Here is a 17,715-nt window from a genome sequence, read left to right as displayed (position 1 = left end):
TACCTCACCACTCACTCTTCTCCCAAGCGTCATCCCCCATTGGCTGCATCACATCGCGCATCACGCCCAAGACAAATACTTCCATGGCGAACGCCAGGCCATTGGCCCCGACGACTTCCTTGTAGAGCTGCGACTTTCCCAGCCCCTCCTCCTTCAATCGATACAGAACCTGTTGCGTGATCGCCTTCAACGCCTTGGCGGTGGGGTATGCAGCGGTTGCTCCGTCCGCTCCCCGCAGGGTGCGGAGAAACTCGTGAATCGCCTTCTCGCCTTGCCCTTCCATGGCCAGCAACAATTGATACAAATGCTCGAACTCAGGGTCCGGACGCTTGCTGCCAGACGCTTCCTGGCGGGCGGCCAGCAACCTAGACTCCAGCGTCTCGACCGATGCTCTGGCGCCGTGCTCAACAGGGCTGGAAACGCTCATGGATTCAATCTTCATGGTGGACTTCTCCAGAGGTGGTATGCGGGGTGTCGACGAAGCTCAAGCACAGATCCTTCAACGTCTGCTGCGAAGCCTGGTCCAGGACACGGACCGACTCCGGCAAATCAGCGATGCTCGCCAACAGCCTTGGCGTCAGCCGTTGCCGGGTCGTTTCAACATCGAATTCCAGCAGTTGATCCCCCAGCCGCAACACATAGCGGTCTTGCCGGTGATATTCGACAATCAGCTCGCCAGCCCAACGCTCGCGCAAGCTGGCGCGCAGTTCATCGCCACGCGGGCGACAATGCAGCGGCAGCAATACGTGCAGCACCGCCTCTGAATCACTCACTTGCGCGGCCAGCCAGCGTTCAAGCATTTCGTCCAACCATTGTGGGCGGCTCAAGGCCTGGGCGAGCACATCATCCGCAGCTCGGGCGAGTTCGTTGCGCAATTGCAGCGCCAAGGTTTGTGCCTTCAGCAGGCCGTCGGCCAGATGCCCGGTCGCCCGCAGGATGCCCTCGGCGTAACCTTGTTGAAATGCCTGCCCATGAACCGCTTCGGCCTCGCGCTGGGCCAGCTCGACACACTCGCGCGCCCGGCGCTGGGCCTCGTGTTGCAAGGCCTGACGGCGACGGGCGGCAGCGATGTCCTCGCGGGGCAGGCGCGCGTCCTTGGAAACCGGCAGGTCAGTCAGGGATCGGATGGAGTCGAGCATGCTGCACCGCCAAAAAGAAAAGCGTGGGATCAGGTTTCAAGACTGGCCATTGCCGGTGCAAACGAACCACCGGTTCGGAGAATTGCAAGGCCAGGCGCTCAAGCAACATCGACGGGACTTGCCCGTGCCAACTCCATAACGCATTGAGGCCGGCGGCTTCGACCTGCTCCATGGCCACGAGCGAGCACTTGATTGGCAGGCCGCTTCGCGCGCCGAGGCGGTAGCCGGCGAAGCGCCGAACCGACACCGGCAGGCAGCGCAACGCCGCACCGCGCGCCAGATCGGGCATCAAGCGATAGGCGCCCATCAGCGAGGCGATATAGGGCAATCGGTGCCAATGGCGAACCCATTGCCGCACCACACCGGTCAGCGGCGTCGACGGCCACGGCCCTTGCAGTTCCAGCCCCTCGAGCACGATGCGATTGAGCAGCCTTCGTGCCTCGGCCTCCTCGAATCCCGCCGGTATCACCAGACGCTGGGGGTGCAGATAAGCCAGGGGCTCGGCGAGGATCTGCCGCAGGCGCTCAAGGTCCGACATCGCGCCGCCCTGGGTTTGACTGGCGGTAGGCCCAGGCTGCGCCACCGGCCAGCAACACGCCGCCGATCACGGCGAACAACCAAGGCCAGCGTGATTGCCCCTTCGGTGCGGCCACCGACGGCGCGACATGCTGGGTCGGCGAACGCTTGGACAGCACCACCGAGATGTTCTCGTACTCCACCGCCGCAAAACTGTTCTTGAGGAAACGCTTGATGTCGGTGATCAGCAATTGCGCTTCGATATCGCGCTCATGCAGCACCAGCGCCGAAAGATGGATAGGCGCCGGCTTGCGTCCGCCCTCGCCGGCGTCCAGGTCGTAACTGACATGTACCCGGGCGGAAACCACGCCTTCGAGCACCCCCAAGGACTGTTCGATGCGCTGCTTCAACGCCGAATACAACCGAGCCTTTTCGGCGCGGGGCGAAGCCACCAGGGAGTCGGACGGAAACATCTCGGCCACTTGCAGGCGTGGCCGGGACGGCAACGAATAGAGGTTGAGCAGATCGACCGCGGCGGAGAAATCCAGTTGATCGACTTTCACCGTATAACCGGCTTTGCCGCCGTCGACTTTCATCGCCGCGATGTTGTTGCGTTGCAACACCGACAACACCTCGTTGGCCTGTTGCTGATCCAGCCCTTCCAGCAGACTCGGCTGGCGACACCCCGCCAGCACCAGGCACAACAACAGCAACAACAGACCTGGCTTCATGACGCACGCAACAAGGTTTCTGCCGTACCCACCCCTTTGCGCACCAGCACGTTGAGCAGATTGATCTCCACGTTGTACTGCCCGGTCAGCTCCTGCAAGCGAGTCAGTACTTCAGGGTGGGTGATATCCGTACGCTGCATCAACTGATTGATGGCCGAGACCTCTTGCTCGCTGTTGACGGCGGAACTGGCAAACAATCCGATCAATCGCGATTCCAGTGAAACGATCGGGCCTTCGTGCGGGCCGCGCAATTCAACGAGGGCTGACCGCGCAACAACCGATGGGGAAACAGGTTCGATGGACATACGACGCACTCATGAAAATGGCCATCGTCATGAACAACGGCCAGGTGAACGAAAAGGCCTCAGCGAGCCGCCTGGATGATCGCCATGTCGATGTCCTTGAAGCCCTTGATCGTGTTGGTCTGGGCATTGCGGAACACGGTGTAGGAGGAAAATGCGGTCTGGTAGGCCGCCAGTTTTCCGGGGTCCGAGGCATCGAGCTTGAGGGCATCCAGCGCTTGGTCCAGGGCTTCTTTCAGGCCCTGAGCGCCACGCTCGAACGCAGCGGCTTGCTCGCCTAGGAAGTCATCGGGGAATTCGGGAAACATGATCGGGATACCAGCCATTCGTCACCTACTCTGCGTGTTGGAGAAAAAGCCAGGACGAAGCGTTCGTCTTGACGTAGCCCTGCGGGCCGGTTTGGAACGACTTGCCCTTGAGCGCGTCGTCCTTGAGCTCGACAGCGAAGTGCACATAGCGATCACCCCACTGCCGGTAAAAATCGTCGACGTACTGGCGAGCGGCGGCCAGCTCGGCGTCCTGCAGGTTGCCCTCGACGGCAAACGTTACGCTGTCCTGGTGTTCGACCCGGCTGAAGGCCAGCGAAAGACGCTGCAAACCGCCCTGGGCGAGATCGGCGAGCAGCCTGTCATCCTGCATCTGCACCACGACGTCGCGAGCATAAGGTGCTGCCGCGAGCAACGTATCGAGCAGTTGGGCTTGCTTGCCGGGCGTCAGCAAATTGCGTTGGGTGCTGAGCAGCAGTCGCGGCACCGACGGGTCCTTGAGGTCCAGGAAATGCCAGGCCAGTTGCGGATCGTGGTCGACCAGCACCTGCTCCAGCCGGCGACGCTCCTGGTCGATCATCAGCACCTGGCCGTCCAGGTTGTTGTGGCGGGTCAACACCTGGCGACTCCAACCGGCATCACGCTCGGAAGACACCAAGACGTAGACCGACTGATCACGACCGCGCAACACCTGAACCTGGGCACTGGCGCCATTGATCAGCGCACGGATATCGGTTTCCGGCACGGGCCCCGGCGTTGACCAAAAGCCAATCGCAACGAACAGCGCCACCAGCGCCAGACCGCCAGCGATCCATCGCGTCAACGCGACACGTCCCTTCATGAAATGGGTTGGCTTGGCTGAAGCGCCGGGCCCATGGCCGAGAAGCTCCGGCGCCCAAGGCTGGTCATCAGGACGCAAGGCGATGTGCAGGCCGCCAATCTGCACCCGGGCTTGAAAGGCACAGTGACGCACTTCCACTGAATCGCCGAGCAGCCGCAGCGGCAGGCCGTCCGGCGTGGCCTGATCGGCCAGCACCTCAAAATTGCATCCACCTTGTTCCAGGGGAACGAAGATCGCATCCGCCGGAACACTGGCCGACAACGCGCCGTCCCCGAGCACCTCCACCGCGCCGACCACGAACAAGGTAGTGCCTTGGCCTAGCGCAAATTCGCAGCCCTGCAACGGACCATTGAGGATCCGCAGGACGCAGGGCTTTAGGGTGGGGGCCGTCGGGACTGTCACCGTCCAAACTCCAGGGCAGTCGAATGAGCACTCAGGGTAGAAAGGCCGGCGGCAGGATTCCTGATCGAATTCTGTCGATTGCCTCCGGCAAAGGATCAGAATCCTGCGCCAGCCCGCTCATCGCGCCGATTGTCGAGCCTGGGTGAGCACTCGATAGCGTTGCCAGACTTTGCGCGCGTAGCGAAGCCGCGCGGCTTGCCGGTGGGGTGAATTGCCAGCGTTGTAGGCGCCGACCGCCGTCCAGTTGTAGCCATGACGGGCGATAAACTCGGCCAGCACCGACGCACCGACCTCCACCGACAGGCACGGCTCATCCAGCAGGCGTTGCTCGGTAATGCCTCGGGCACGCAATCGAGGCAGATGAATGCTGTTGATCTGCATCAACCCGATATCGCGGGTGCCATTGCGGTTGTGGTTGATCGCATCTGGCCGCTGCCCGGATTCGACATCGGCAATCGCTTGCAGCAGTTCCGGTTCGATGGCATGCAACTGCCCCGCCCTGCTCCAGCACCAGGCATGCGCCTGGGCCATTCCAAGCCCCAGGCCCAGACACACCGGCCAGCACAACCATTTGCTCCTGCGCCACCTCATGCCAGGCGCCGCTCGCGGATCCACGTCAGTTGTTCGTGAATACGCACCCGCATGATCTGCGCCCGTACACAACCCGGATCATGCTCCAGGCATTGGTCGATCATGTCCGCCGCCTGCTCGTTGCGCCGCCAGAACCAGTGATGCCAGGCATGAAAGTACAGCACGTCGGCCTGATCGGCCGACAACAGGCAGCGGCGGAACAACACCTGGGCCGCCTGCTCGCAGCCGCGCAAACTGGTGAGCAACGCCAGGCGCGTCAATGCCGGGATGCTGCCGGGGTCCAGCGCCAATGCATTGGAAACCGCCGAATGCGCCTCTTCGATGGCGCGCTCCGGGTCGCCCAGGCCCATCATCGCCTGCCCCAGCCACACATCCGCCAAACCGCACCAGGGCGGCGCGTAGCCGGCATCGAGTTTCAAACACTGCCTGAACAGCACAAGAGCATCGCGCAGGCTTTGCGCCGTGTGCTGCTGCACACTGCACAAGCCATTGAGATACGCCACCGCCACCGCATAAGATCCACAGCGCTCACCCACCGGACGCAACCCGGGTACGCGCTGCGCCACCAGACATGTCAACGCGCCCAGCGCCTCCCCCGGATCCCAGGCATCCAACGTCTGTCCATGCAGCAGCGCCTGGTCGCGTCCACGAATCAACTCGATCGACCAGTGTTGCAACCCGCCCGCACCGATAAAACGACCGTTCAAGCAATAATCCGCCGACAACCGCCCGGCCAACGAGCGCACATCGCCCGACGCCCCGCAGGCCGCGATCAGCCCCGAGGGAATGACATGCAGCGCCTCACCGAACGCCGCGGTCAGTTGGCGGATCATCAGATCCTGCAGATCCAGCGCCGCGATCTCGTCCAGATTGCGAAAAGGCAAGACCGCCAGCGAAGGCGCCATCACCCTCGCCTGGCTCGGCACGTCGAGCTCGACCACGGAACCGGTAAACCTATAACCCTGGCCGTAAACCGTCGCAATGTAGCCCTTGTTCTCCTTGAACAACTTGCGCAAGGCATAGATACACCGGGTCAACGACTCCTCCGCCGCATCCATCCTTGGCCAGACATGATCAAGCAGATAATCCTTACTCACGACCGTACCCGCCGACGTCAACAACAGGCGCAGCACGTGCAGCTCTTTGGGAGGAACATGAACTCCTTGTCCATCTCGCATCAGCGTTCCATCGCTTTGCAATAGCCAGTGGTCAAAAACGAATGACTTCACCGGCGGTTGATCAGTTGCACTGTCCATACTCAGGGATTTCTCTATAGAAAGTTACTGAAGCGCGATTGAGCCTGTGGTGTGACAGGCTCGGGATGACGAGCTTCGTGACTATAGGAAGATGCGTAGGAGGATTCCGTAGGGTACTGAATGCTATTAACGTAGGAAACAGAGACGAGAACCGTAGGAAGGAACTCAATAAAATCAAGCTAGAACACTTAACCAGACCGGGATGGGCGAATAAACACAGCGATGCACTTAAAAAAGCGCTGCCCACCCGAACAGGTACCCATCAAGGGCTACTCTCCATGTGCCTGCGCACCGAATCGACGACATCCTGCATCGTCCTCCATTCCTTCACTTCAGCTTCGGACAACTCAATACCGAAAGCGTTATTCAGCTCCAAAACAAGCTCGACCAGACTCATGGAATCGATAGACAGGTCTTCGACCAACCGCGAACCACCGCCAATGACTCGACCACGAAGGGGCATACCCACCACCAACGACTTGATGATCGCGTGGATACTTTCAAACCGATCAATTGGATTTTCTGACATTTTTTCTTTCCTAAGAAATCTGGCGGACGTGGAACATGTACACGCCAAGCCAGACTCAATATCGTCGCTGTCGCTAATCCTAGAAATTCAACATCGCCCTCAACATATCCGCAAACTGATTCAAATGCGCCGACAAGGTCTTATTGAAATTGTCATGATACGAATTGGCATTCGAGTACTTCTGCGTCAACGACTGCAGCATGTTTTTCAAGCGTTCCTCCTGGGCGTTGAAGCCGGTTTGCCATTGGTTGTATTTGGCGGTATCCCAGGTCACCGTGCCGCTGGAGGGCAGGTCTTTTTTCATTAACGTCAGCGGCCCGGTATCGATGACCACGCACCAAGTACCGTCGCCGTTTGGTTTAAGGCAATTAGCAGGCAAGCCCAGTGCTTGACGCCATTTGTCTGCTTCTTCCTCGCTGGCTTCTTCGCCCGGTTTCGGAAACAGAATGGAGGCCGGGTTCGGATGGCTGTAATCGGCGATCAGTTGCGTCAACGCAGCGTGCAGTGCACCCGCGTTCAACCTGACATCTTTACCGTCGTTCGCCCCTTCGACCCAATTTTTCATCATCGCGGTGATTCGGGCATTGAAGGCGGCGAAGAAGTCCGTATAGGCCGAGATGATATGTTCGTAACCGGCGAGGTAGCCGTTCTTGATCAGGTCGATCAGTTCAAGGAGTTTTTCGAAGAAGTCATTCGATGAATTTATCGTTGCATCCAAGGCCTCTGCGATCTCAAGGGGCTTGTGCTCTTCCAAATGTCGTTCGAGGGCGTGGAGGATTTGGTTGTGTTCCTCATCGACCTGCTGGAGTTGGCTTTCGTCCAACAGCCCGGCTTTCAGACTGTGGGTCATCACGGCACAGCACTGGCGCAGCTGCATGGCCAACATTTGCGCTCGGTCACGCTTGGCGTGGATCTGTTCGACAAACTCCGCGATGAACGGCTGCGCTGTCGCCTCGCTGGTCATGCCGTCCATCTGCTTGGCGGTGATTGACGGGCACTTGAGCATTTGGCCGAGGCCGCGATTCATGGCGTTCATGGACCGGTCCAGCAGATGGGTCAGGGAACTGACCGTTTGAACTTCAACGGGTACCTCGAGAGGCGGTGCCGTATCAGTGATGGTCTCCACGTTCGGCAGCAATACGATAGGGGGACGAGTAAATGGCGCGATCTCCATGGGGCTCTTCTCCTCAAGCCGTCAGGGCGCGAATGACATCGCTGCGCCCTTGAAAAAGCTGCATCACCATGTCCATCAGTTTTTGCAAGAGCGCCGCATCGGCCGCGTCTTTCTGGCCGACTTCATCGCTCAGGCTCTTCTGGCTGTTCTGCGCACTTTGCTGCAGCACTTCTTTTTCCCGGGCGGCGTGCTCGGTCAGGCGCACCATGCTCGCCACCACCTGACTCAAGCTCATCGACATGGCGCTGAGCGCGCGGCCGATTTCCAGTTTCTTGTCGATCCCCTTGCTGCCCATCTGGCTCAACCAATCAGAGGTCTCACTGACCTTTTGCGCGTTGAGGATTTGCTTGTCGAACCAGGCTTGATCCTGGGATGACCGGGACGAAGCCTTGGGTTTGAAATCGACCGTCGTCGGGCGACCGAAGTCATCCACGGTCTTGATCTTGTAGGTGGTCTGCGGATTCCACTCGGTACGGTTGCGCTCAAGCTTGAGGTCGCGTTCGATATCGCGAGCGTCCATGGCGTTGCGCTTGTGCAAGTCGATGTCCGCATGCCTCAACTTCTGGCCCTGGAAAGTCTTGAGCAGGGCGAATCCGGAAATGGCTCCGGACACGATTGCCCCAGTGATGGCGCTGTACATCGCCGCCTTGCCGGACTCGACAATCGCCGCGCCTTGGGCCTTGGCCGCATCGGAGGCCATGACGCTGAAATGCCCGCGCAGTTGCGCGTTGGCCACTCGGGCGATGTTCAGCGCGATGATCGCGGCCACCAACACGTTGGCGTGTTTCTCCCATGCACCGGGGTCGAATATCAGGTCGTTGCGTACTTCATCGCTGAGCATCATCGAGGCTGAAAGACAGTCCTGCCAGTCTGATTCAGTGGGCTGGTAGCCGTTGATTTCACGCTCCAGTTCCACAGCCGAGGGCGCTATGAAGCCGCCGTTCTTGAGTACTTGCCTGGCGAGGCTGCTGTCGGAAATCCGAGAGTCCAAAAGGGACTTGGCTTTGAGATCCTTTGAAAGATGCTCTTGAGCGACTGACTCGCTCAACCTCGCGTCATTGGTCAGATCGTGGTCAATGACAACGGGGGCGATTCTGATTGGAGCGTGAATAGTGGTCATCATGGATACCTGTTGTAGGTGATTTCAAACATGCCGAACCATTTGCAGGCTGACGGAATGGCTGCGTTGCATGTCGGCAAATAGCTGCTCGATCTGGCGGGTTCGTTCGTGCATCGCCTGACCGTAGTGCTCGACCACCTGAGTCAGGTAGGCGCTGATTTCCTCGCTGATTGCCATGCGTACCCGCACATTGGCCAGGTGCACGGCAGCCTGGGCCTGGTGTTGGCCGCTTTTGATTTGCAGCCCGCCTTGTACCGCGACATTGCCGAACTCGGTGACGGCCTGGGCGATCTCCAGGTTGGCGGCATAACGGGCCAGCGATACCGCATCGGCGCCGTTGGTGATGAACCCGCGCAACTGCGTGAGTATCTGGGTCAGCGAGTTGCCCACCGACGTTGCCATCTGCTTCATGGCTTGCATCGCGACAGGCGCGGCCTGGGCGGCCACCGATGCCAGTTTCGAGGCGACGGCGCTGATCATCGGCCCGATCACCTGCGCCCCGACCATGACCACCAGCGCGACGGCGGCCAGCGTCGAAACGACGCCCTGGATCATGCCGGCGATCTGCCCGATTTCCTTGGCCTTGTCTTCATCAACGCCCAGGTCTATCAGCATTTGGCTGTACATCTCGGAGAACCGCTTGATGGCTTCCTGCATGACGAAGGTCAGCGGTTTCATCGCTTCGGCCATGAACGACTTGCCGGTTTTTTCCTCGACCACCGCATCGGCAATCATCACCCCCGCGCCAATCACACCCACCACAATCAGCACCGGGTTGGCGGTCAACACCCCGGCAACAATGGTTGCCGCGCTCAAGATCGCCCCGACGATCTTGCCGATGCAGCCCATGGTTTTCTGCAATGCCTCGGCCTTGCGGACTTCTTCCAGGTATTTATCCGACTCCCGCTTCATGTGTTCCTGAAGCTTGACCTGCAACGCTTGGAACAACTCCTGGCTGAGTTCCTCTTTGTTCTGCGCCGCCTCGCCGAGCAGTTCGATGATCTTCAAGCGATTGAGCAACGCCAGGGCACTGCTGCTGAGGGCTTTTTCATCGGTGTCCTTGAGGGCGGGGCCGCTGGTGCCGGACACCACCAGCACCTTCGCGACCACCCCGCTCAGGGTTTTGGCAAAGGCATTGGCGATCTCGATCAGCTTCAGATGAGCGTCGACTGCCACATTGAAGGCTTGGGTATGGCTCGCCAGTTCGCCTTTGAGCTGATCGCGACGGGCCAGCTCCTGGGCGTACTCCGGCGAATCAGGGTCCAACTGCGCCAGGCGCGCTTCGCTGTCTTCCAGCAGGCCCTGGACCTGCTGGACTCGTTCACGCAACTGTTCGAGGTGTCCCTGGCTGCTGCCGACCTGGCCCTCGGCAGCCTCCAAGGCCTGGACGGCTGCGGCGTATTCAGCCGAGAGGTTGGCATAGCCCTGCTGCTTGGCACCGGCCATGCTCTGCAACATCGCCAAGCGGTTGCTCAGTTTCTTGACGTCGACCTCACCGATCAGCTCACTGATCATCGCCATCAACAGCGTGAACAGATCACCGTTGGTTTCCTGTTTGTTGCCATCGGCGCGCAGCGCTGGCGCATGCAGCACGGGCCGGCCAGTAGCGGCGACGGACGGGCCATTCTGACCTTCGTATTTCACCGACATCAGGTCCGCCAGGGCTTGCTTGCCGGCCGCCTGAAAATCGGCGGTCCTGACGGCCTTGCTGGCCGCCGCACCATATTTTTCAAAGGCTTCGCTGCGACTCATCCCCCCCTGGAATGCGGGGCTTGGGGTGCTTCTGATTTCACTCATGTTCAGTCCTCCGAACATTGCTGTTCCATGTGGGCCAAGGTGTCGAGATACACCTTGGCCTGCTCTCGCAGATCGTCTTGCGTGGCTTGCTCAAGCACGTATTCGAAACACAACCGGGCCTTGCCGATCCTGCCCAGGGCCAGATGGCATTGGCCGGTGTACAGCATCGGTCGGTAATCGTTCTTGCCTTGGGCAAAAGCGATGGCATACAGGTCGATGGCCTTCTGGTGGTTTTGCTTGAGCTGGTGCACCGCAGCCAGTCCCATCCAGTAATGGCTGTTGTAGAAGTCGTAGATGCACAGGAAGTGAAAGAACTTCTCGGCATCGTCCAGCCGCCCCTGTTCGTAGAACTGGAAAGCGAAGGCATAGAGACTGTCCATGTGCTCGTCACTGAGGCCTTGCACATCTTTCAACGCCGCCCCACCGAGCATCGCGTCGACGACGTCCTGGGCCACCTGTTCGTCTTGTTTGTTGTCGCGACTCATCAGCCATACTCCTGAAAAAAGTCAGCGTCGCTGACCGGTGCCATTGAGCCAAAACGTCGGGAGGCCCGCTGCCAAATTGCGCTCATGCCGTTGTTGAAACGCGCAAGAACCTCCTGCCTGGCGAGAATGCTTTTGTGGCGAGGGGATTTCTGTGGGAGCAAGGCTTGCCCGCGATGAGGACCGCGCGGTCTCAGGGGAAACGAGGCGCCTGCATCGCGGGCAAGCCTTGCTCCCACAGCCCCTCCTTGCCACCAGGGTTGGGCTGGGCCTCAAGCCTGTTCAACCTGCTCCAGCCAGATCAACAACCGCAGCACTTCCTCGATCTCCTGCACCTGCAGAAAGCTGTAGCGCTGGTGGGTCTTGAAGATCCGCCGGGCCAAGGCGACGTCGTTGATCACCGGCACCCCGACCTCCTTGGCATACGCCCGCACGGCCAGTGCGCGCTGGTTGGTTTCCATCAGGGAGATAAACGGCAGCAGGATGATTTCCGGGCGGAAATACACGCCGATGGCAATGTGGGTGGGGTTGGCGATGATCATGCGTGAGCTGCGCACATCGGACTTGACCTGCTCCGACAACAGCTCCATGTGCAGATCGCGGCGACGGCCCTTGATCTGTGGGTTGCCGTCCTGCTCTTTGTGCTCACGCTTGACCGAATCCTTGTCCATCATCTGGTCCTTCATGAACAACCAGTATTCGCTGAGGGCGTCGAGCACGACGATCAGCAGGACGCAGGCCAGGAATGCCAGCACCAGCACCAGCAACAAGTGTCCCCAGATCGCGAACAGGTCCGGCGCCTGGGCGAACAGTTGGGCGAATAGCAATTGCCGCTGGGTGACCCAGACGAGCCACAGCGCCATGGCAAAACTGCCCAGGTACAACAGCGCCTTGAAGGTGTCCTTGACGGTGCGCAGGCTGAACAGTTTCTTGAAGCCATTGATCGGGTTCAGCGCACCGAGGTTCAGCTTCAATGCTTCGCTGGCCAGGGCAAAACCGCTTTGCAGCAGGGCCGGCAAGGCACTGGTCAGCACGCACACCAACAACAGCGGCAGCAACGCCTTGAGGCCGACCTGCACCAGCATGGCCGAGTAGGCTTGCAGGTCCGCGTCAAAGTCGCTGGCGATGATGCGCCGGTAAACCTCCATGATCTCGCCCAGCGAGCTGTTGAAAACCATGTAGCTGATGCCACACAACGTCAGGCAGGTGATGACCAGGTCCTTGGCCTTGAACGTCTGGCCTTTGCGCGCGGCATCCCGGAGACGCTTGGCGGTGGGTTTTTCAGTCTTCGAGGCGCTGGACGACATGCCCGCCCTCCCCGCCACCCAGATAGCGGGCCAACCCATCGGACGTTGTGCCCATGCGCAAGACTTCATCCGGCAGATGCACGCCGAAATACAACATCAACACCACCAGCGCCACCAGGCTCTTGACCGTCAGCGACACCGAAAAGGCGTTCATCTGCGGCGCATACCGCGAGAGCAAACCGAGCAACGCTTCGCTGACCAGTAAGGTGGCGACCACCGGTGCGCTGATCACCAGGGTCTTGCTCACCAACCCATCGAGCAAACCATAGAGGGCCGGCAGGTGTATCTGGCAGTCGTTCGCCGGCGTGCAAATGCGATAACTGTGACCGACGGTTTCGAGCATCAGCAACATGCCGCCACCTTCGAGGTACACCGCCGCCGCAAACAGCTGGAGAAAATTCGCCAACTCCGAGGTATCGACACCGTTGGCCGGATCCACCGTGCTGCTGAGCATGGCCCCGCGCTGGTTGTCGATCAGGTTGCCCATGGCGTGCAGCACCCAGAACGGCCAACACAGCAGCCCCCCCAGCAACACGCCGATACCCGCCTCGCGCAACACCAGGCCAAGAAAGGCCACGCTGTCGAGGGCCGGCGCGGGCACGCCAACGTAGCGCCAGAACCCCAGCGCGACCAAGACGATCACCGCTTGGCGCGCCACGCCGGTCAGCACACCGCCGTTGAGAAACGGCAACATGAAGAAAATCGGTGCCAGGCGCGCCACGCCCAACAGCGCCGCAGCGAACCAGGCGTACAGCTCGAAGAACAACGTCACCGACATCGCCTAACCCAACGCCAGGCGAATGACTTCACGACTGAAATCCAGCAGGGTTTCGCCGTACCAGCCCGAGAGCAAAAACAGGCACACGGCGACCGCCACCAGCTTGAAGCCGAATGGCAGTGTCTGCTCCTGCAACTGGGTCACGGTCTGGACCAAGCCGACCACCAGGCCGACCACGGTGGCGACAATGATCGGCCAGGCCACCATCAGCAGGATCAGGTACAGGGTCTTGTTACCGGCATAGACCAGTTCATTCATGGGCGTGGGCCTATGCCAGCAAAGTCAGGTATTGCCTGACCAGCCCGGTCGACAGCAGCGCCCAACCGTCAAGGGCGACGAACAGCACCAGTTTGATCGGCACCGAAATGATCACCGGGCTCATCATCATCATGCCCAGCGCCAGCAGGATGCTGGAGATCACCAGGTCGACGATCACGAAGGGCAGGTACAGGTAGAAGCCGATCCTGAAGGCGCTCTTGATTTCGCTCAGGGCATAGGCCGGCAGCAGCGAAAACAACGACGGCGCCAGTTCTTCATCGGCGGGCCAGTCGGCGTCGGTTTCATCCTGGACCACCTGGGCCCGTTCGAAAAACAGCGCCAGCTCCGGGTCGGTGTACTTGCGCAGGTAGTCCTTGTAGCTGCCCAGGCCGTTCTCGGCGAAATTCACCACCGACTCGATGTCGGTGAAGGCCACCGCCTCGCGCTTGTAGTAGTCATGGCCCTGTTTCATGACCGGCGTCATGACGAAAATCGCCAGCATCAGCGCAATCGCATTGAGCGCCATGTTCGACGGCACTTGTTGCAGGCCCAAGGCGTTGCGCACGATGACGAAGACGATGGAGAACTTGAGGTAGCAGGTGCCCGCCGCCACCAGGAACGGCAACAGCGAAGCGAATGCCAGCAGCGCGATCAGCGAGACGTCATTCATCGCCGTCGTTCCGATAGACCTTCAGCAGCTCGACGCCCAACTGGTCGTCCAGCTGCACCAACTCTCCCAGGGCAATCGGCTTGCCGTTGGCGCGAACCTCGATGTGTCGCACGGCGTTCTCAGCCAACGGGATCAGTTGCCCGGCGATGATGTGCGACAACGTCGCCAGGTCGGTGTCGTGGGTCGCGAGCAGGAACTCCAGGCGTACCGGGAGCGCACTGAAATCGATGTCCACGTCAGGTTCGGGCGTGTTCTCTGGATGGGCATCGGCCACGGTCGATTGCATGTGTAAACCCTCTTCGCTAAAGGTAAAAACGCCAAGGCAGCGATCCGCCAGAAAACAGCGTTGAGCCCGCTGGGTGATGCGCAGCACATCGCCTTCACCCAGGCGCATCCGACTGGCAAGACTCAGGTGGCTGACGCCGAGCATCAGCGCCAGGCGCACCGGCAAGTCCCTCAGCCATGAGTCAGCACCCAACGGAGCACGCACGGCGATGCGGGACGGCAATTGGGTCAACCAAACGCGCCCTCGCGGTGTGTCGAGCCACGGCAAGTCGTGCGTTGGCAATCGCGTCGGGGCCACGCATTCGACGTCCGTCAGCGTGCGGTAACGCAACTCCTCCACCTCCAGCAACAAGGGCCGTGGCACCGCCTGGAACAGTTCGACGATGCTCGGCAACGGGCATTCGAGCACCAGCAACGATTGCAAGGTCGGGAGCGTGTGATGCAGCCAGTCGTGGGCGAGGATCAGCCCGCGCCAATCCGCGCCATCAGCCGCTGCGCAAAAACCCAAGTAGCCGGAGCGCACCGGCACCTTGCCCAACCCCGCGTCCCGACCGGTGCGCCGCCAGCGTTGAATCGCCTGCGCGCGGGCATGGGCGACAGAATCGATCCGACGGAGCCGCAATGCGCTCACGCTTCAAACCCGGACTGTTCATCCTGATCTTCATCCGGCTGCTGCTGTGAACCCTGGCGCTGCTGCTCGCCACCACTATCAGCCAACCGCCAGGCAGGTTCCCGGGCCAGTTCGAAAGGCGCCTTGAGTTGCTCGAACACCTGGGCATTGCTGGGGCTGAGCGTCAGTTGCCGAGTGGGTTCCTCGGGCAACCGACTGATCGTCACTTGGCCGCTGGCCGCCCCTCTGTTGAAAGGCACTTGCAGTAAGCCCCGGTCGGCACCCGACAAGGGCTCGACCATGACTTCGGGCGTTGGCAGCGCTGCCGATGTTGCCGCTGGCGGGATCGATGCAGGGGAAACCGAAGGAGTATGAAGCGTGCCGTGAAGGCTCTGCGGTGCTTGGGGCAACGGCTCATCGAAGCGCGGTATCGAGCGCGCATCGGCAGCGGTGAAAGGATCGAGCGCCATCGGCTCGACCGACGCTGGGGATGTCGGCGCCGCCAGGTGATCGCGGGTGGAAGCACCCGGCTCCAGGCGTTGGGGCAACGCCTGTTGCATCGCTTTATTGAACAGCAGATCGGCGTGTGGAAAAGGCATCGCATTGCGGGCTGCCGGTCGTGCTCTATCAGGTTCCACGTCCGTCGTTGTCGGGACAATCGATCGTGCTTCATCGTGATCGACATCCACCGCCGTCTGGGCCATGTTCATCGAATGCCCCGTCACTGCCCGGGCGTTCTCCATCGTCGGTTGTCGCTGCCGAATCAGCGCAACCACAAGATCCAGCACGCCTTGCGGCAGCTCATCCTCTTGCACTGGGACGAGCGGGTCTTGCAGCTCGTCGATTGGGCCTTCATCGACGGGGTCCAGGGTTTGCACCGGTCGAGCAGGCACCACAGATATTTCTTTCATCGCCGAACCCCAATCGTCTCTTCCAACTCTCGTTCTTCCCGGCGCACCGCCTCGAGCCGTTGCGCATGCAACAATTGCTGGACTGAACGCACGTACTTGTCATGCTTGCGCTGGAGCAAGCGCAGGTGTTCATGCTGCTCCTGCAACTGCTGCTCGACCTGCCGGCACTGCTGCTCCAAGCGGCCGCGCTCGACACGCAGCAGATCGATCCGCCGCCGGATCACCGCCTGGGTGCGCAACAGCGCCAACAGCTGCCCGTGATCCAGCACGCAGTCATTGGCCCGATGACTGGCCAACAAGCGTTGCAGCGCGGCCTCCTGTTCCTCGAAGCCAGCGCGCTCGGCAAGCAGCGGCTGCAACTGGCGCTGGACCCGCAGCACGGCCTGTTCGCCGCGTTGCCGGCGGAACTGACTGAAGGCCAACAGCCGCCGCTGGTCAGGCAATGATTTCATGCAGGCTTCGCAAGGTTTCGTCCGGCGCGCAACACTCGCCCGTTGGCTGGCGCAACCACTGACTGAGGGCTTCGCGACGCTGCATGGCGTGGTCATTAGCCGCGTCCGCGCCCGGGCTGTACTCGCCCATGTCGAGAAAGACCTGCAGTTGCTCAAGACGCGCCAGGGTTTCCCGGGTCGACGCTGCCAGTTGCTGGACCTGCGGCGTGGTGACTTGCGTCGCCACGCGGCTGACGCTGCGCAGTACATCGATGGCCGGGTAGTGCCCCTTGGCCGCCAGGGCCCGGCTGAGATAGACATGGCCGTCGAGAATCGAGCGGATTTCCTCGGCAATCGGGTCCGGTTCATCGTCACTTTCCAACAGCACCGTGTACCAGGCGGTGATGCTGCCGCTCGCCGTCACGCCAGGTCGTTCCAGCAAGCGCGGCAAGGCATCGAACACCGAGGCCGGATAACCGCGCCGCGCCGGCGCTTCACCGGCCGCCAAGGCCAGGTCGCGGCGAGCGCGGGCGTAGCGGGTCAACGAGTCCAGCAGCAACACCACGCGCTTTCCCTGGTCGCGGAAATACTCGGCGATAGCCGTGGCTTGCAGCGCCGAGTTGCAGCGGTCCACCGAGGAAAAATCCGAAGTGGCGTACACCACCACACACCGGGCGCACTTGGGCGACTGGCGCAAATGCTCGATGAACTCGGTCACTTCACGGCCGCGCTCGCCAATCAGGCCAATCACGAACACATCCGCGTCCGTGTGTTCGATCAGCATATTGATCAAGGTGGTCTTGCCGGACCCGGCGGCGGCAAAAATGCCGATGCGCTGGCCGACACCGCAGGTCAGCAAGCCGTCGATCACGCGAATGCCGGTGCTCAAGGGTTCCGCCACCGGGCGCCGTTGCTGGTACGTCGGCGGGTCGGCATCCACTGGACGGTCCTGTTGCGCCACCGCCGTCGACGGTGCCAGGCGCTCGACAACCGTGCCCTGGGGATCCACCACACTGCCGAGCAAGGCATCACTACAAGTCAGCTGCAGGATCGCGCCCGTGGGCACGATCATCGATTCCCGGGACAGGCCTTTGGCATCGCCCAGCAAACTGAGCAAAACCACGCCGGGTTTGAAACCGATCACCTGCGCCCGCGCCGTGACCTCGGGCAAACGCCAATGCCGGCGCACGTCACAGACTTCGCCGATCACCACCCCGTCCAGCGCCGCTTCGATCAAGGGTCCGCTCAAACGCAAGGGATGGGCGGCCTGCTTTTCCAGTCGCAGGTTCATCGCCCGGCGATATCCATCGGTAGCATTT

22 protein-coding genes are annotated in these 17,715 nt (G+C 60.9%); all 22 read right to left on the bottom strand.

Features of this window, described 5'->3' with window-relative positions:
- Positions 1 to 4: 4 nt before the first annotated feature.
- Positions 5 to 442 carry a hypothetical protein gene (locus tag PSH86_RS09125; protein WP_305489322.1) on the bottom strand — a complete coding sequence of 146 codons (438 nt, stop codon included), beginning with the start codon at positions 440 to 442 and terminating at the stop codon, positions 5 to 7.
- A complete protein-coding gene (locus tag PSH86_RS09120; protein WP_305489321.1) occupies positions 432 to 1,139 on the bottom strand; it encodes an oxygen-regulated invasion protein OrgB in 708 nt (235 codons plus the stop codon). Before PSH86_RS09120 ends, PSH86_RS09125 begins: the two co-directional genes overlap by 11 nt.
- Positions 1,111 to 1,677 carry a secretion system protein gene (locus PSH86_RS09115; protein ID WP_305489319.1) on the bottom strand — a complete coding sequence of 189 codons (567 nt, stop codon included), beginning with the start codon at positions 1,675 to 1,677 and terminating at the stop codon, positions 1,111 to 1,113. The genes PSH86_RS09120 and PSH86_RS09115 overlap by 29 nt, the downstream gene beginning before the upstream one ends.
- Positions 1,664 to 2,386: an EscJ/YscJ/HrcJ family type III secretion inner membrane ring protein gene (locus PSH86_RS09110; protein ID WP_305489317.1), complete on the bottom strand. Its 723-nt coding sequence runs from the start codon at positions 2,384 to 2,386 to the stop codon at positions 1,664 to 1,666. The genes PSH86_RS09115 and PSH86_RS09110 overlap by 14 nt, the downstream gene beginning before the upstream one ends.
- Complete coding sequence (sctI, locus tag PSH86_RS09105) at positions 2,383 to 2,691, bottom strand: type III secretion system inner rod subunit SctI (protein ID WP_163854697.1); 309 nt, start codon at positions 2,689 to 2,691, stop codon at positions 2,383 to 2,385. The genes PSH86_RS09110 and sctI overlap by 4 nt, the downstream gene beginning before the upstream one ends.
- A gap of 59 nt (positions 2,692 to 2,750) precedes the next feature.
- Positions 2,751 to 3,014, bottom strand: coding sequence for a type III secretion system needle filament subunit SctF (gene sctF / locus PSH86_RS09100; protein ID WP_305489314.1), 264 nt, complete (start codon positions 3,012 to 3,014; stop codon positions 2,751 to 2,753).
- Positions 3,015 to 3,021: 7 nt separating this feature from the next.
- Entirely contained in the window at positions 3,022 to 4,197 is a 1,176-nt protein-coding gene (locus tag PSH86_RS09095; RefSeq protein WP_305489312.1) for a PrgH/EprH family type III secretion apparatus protein, read from the bottom strand.
- Between the two features lie 117 nt (positions 4,198 to 4,314).
- Positions 4,315 to 4,788, bottom strand: a complete 474-nt coding sequence (locus PSH86_RS09090) for a transglycosylase SLT domain-containing protein (RefSeq protein ID WP_370873759.1) — start codon at positions 4,786 to 4,788, stop codon at positions 4,315 to 4,317.
- Positions 4,785 to 5,921, bottom strand: coding sequence for a winged helix-turn-helix domain-containing protein (locus tag PSH86_RS09085; protein WP_232200390.1), 1,137 nt, complete (start codon positions 5,919 to 5,921; stop codon positions 4,785 to 4,787). The genes PSH86_RS09090 and PSH86_RS09085 overlap by 4 nt, the downstream gene beginning before the upstream one ends.
- A 385-nt stretch (positions 5,922 to 6,306) precedes the next feature.
- Entirely contained in the window at positions 6,307 to 6,573 is a 267-nt protein-coding gene (locus tag PSH86_RS09080) for a phosphopantetheine-binding protein (protein WP_305489309.1), read from the bottom strand.
- Between the two features lie 79 nt (positions 6,574 to 6,652).
- Positions 6,653 to 7,747, bottom strand: coding sequence for an IpaD/SipD/SspD family type III secretion system needle tip protein (locus tag PSH86_RS09075; protein ID WP_305489307.1), 1,095 nt, complete (start codon positions 7,745 to 7,747; stop codon positions 6,653 to 6,655).
- 13 nt (positions 7,748 to 7,760) lie between these two features.
- Complete coding sequence (locus PSH86_RS09070; RefSeq protein ID WP_305489306.1) at positions 7,761 to 8,867, bottom strand: IpaC/SipC family type III secretion system effector; 1,107 nt, start codon at positions 8,865 to 8,867, stop codon at positions 7,761 to 7,763.
- A gap of 24 nt (positions 8,868 to 8,891) precedes the next feature.
- The gene (sctE, locus tag PSH86_RS09065; protein WP_305489304.1) at positions 8,892 to 10,664 is read right to left on the bottom strand and encodes a type III secretion system translocon subunit SctE; all 1,773 of its coding nucleotides are present in this window, start codon (positions 10,662 to 10,664) and stop codon (positions 8,892 to 8,894) included.
- 2 nt (positions 10,665 to 10,666) lie between these two features.
- Positions 10,667 to 11,149 (bottom strand): type III secretion system translocator chaperone SicA, encoded by a 483-nt coding sequence (gene sicA / locus PSH86_RS09060; protein ID WP_305489302.1) that lies wholly within the window; start codon positions 11,147 to 11,149, stop codon positions 10,667 to 10,669.
- A 269-nt stretch (positions 11,150 to 11,418) separates the two neighbouring features.
- Complete coding sequence (locus PSH86_RS09055) at positions 11,419 to 12,453, bottom strand: EscU/YscU/HrcU family type III secretion system export apparatus switch protein (protein ID WP_305489300.1); 1,035 nt, start codon at positions 12,451 to 12,453, stop codon at positions 11,419 to 11,421.
- A complete protein-coding gene (sctT, locus tag PSH86_RS09050; RefSeq protein WP_305489299.1) occupies positions 12,428 to 13,231 on the bottom strand; it encodes a type III secretion system export apparatus subunit SctT in 804 nt (267 codons plus the stop codon). Before sctT ends, PSH86_RS09055 begins: the two co-directional genes overlap by 26 nt.
- A 3-nt stretch (positions 13,232 to 13,234) precedes the next feature.
- Positions 13,235 to 13,489 (bottom strand): EscS/YscS/HrcS family type III secretion system export apparatus protein, encoded by a 255-nt coding sequence (locus tag PSH86_RS09045; protein ID WP_305489297.1) that lies wholly within the window; start codon positions 13,487 to 13,489, stop codon positions 13,235 to 13,237.
- A gap of 10 nt (positions 13,490 to 13,499) precedes the next feature.
- Positions 13,500 to 14,159 carry an EscR/YscR/HrcR family type III secretion system export apparatus protein gene (locus tag PSH86_RS09040; RefSeq protein ID WP_305489295.1) on the bottom strand — a complete coding sequence of 220 codons (660 nt, stop codon included), beginning with the start codon at positions 14,157 to 14,159 and terminating at the stop codon, positions 13,500 to 13,502.
- A complete protein-coding gene (locus PSH86_RS09035) occupies positions 14,152 to 15,075 on the bottom strand; it encodes a FliM/FliN family flagellar motor switch protein (RefSeq protein ID WP_305489293.1) in 924 nt (307 codons plus the stop codon). Before PSH86_RS09035 ends, PSH86_RS09040 begins: the two co-directional genes overlap by 8 nt.
- Positions 15,072 to 15,965 carry a type III secretion effector protein gene (locus tag PSH86_RS09030; RefSeq protein WP_305489291.1) on the bottom strand — a complete coding sequence of 298 codons (894 nt, stop codon included), beginning with the start codon at positions 15,963 to 15,965 and terminating at the stop codon, positions 15,072 to 15,074. The genes PSH86_RS09035 and PSH86_RS09030 overlap by 4 nt, the downstream gene beginning before the upstream one ends.
- The gene (locus PSH86_RS09025; protein WP_305489289.1) at positions 15,962 to 16,417 is read right to left on the bottom strand and encodes a type III secretion protein; all 456 of its coding nucleotides are present in this window, start codon (positions 16,415 to 16,417) and stop codon (positions 15,962 to 15,964) included. Before PSH86_RS09025 ends, PSH86_RS09030 begins: the two co-directional genes overlap by 4 nt.
- Positions 16,401 to 17,687: a type III secretion system ATPase SctN gene (sctN, locus tag PSH86_RS09020; protein ID WP_305489287.1), complete on the bottom strand. Its 1,287-nt coding sequence runs from the start codon at positions 17,685 to 17,687 to the stop codon at positions 16,401 to 16,403. The genes PSH86_RS09025 and sctN overlap by 17 nt, the downstream gene beginning before the upstream one ends.
- Positions 17,688 to 17,715: the final 28 nt, after the last annotated feature.

The organism is Pseudomonas sp. FP2300, assembly GCF_030687595.1.
GTDB classification, from domain to species: domain Bacteria; phylum Pseudomonadota; class Gammaproteobacteria; order Pseudomonadales; family Pseudomonadaceae; genus Aquipseudomonas; species Aquipseudomonas bijieensis.
This window is presented reverse-complemented; position numbering and strand designations above follow the sequence as displayed.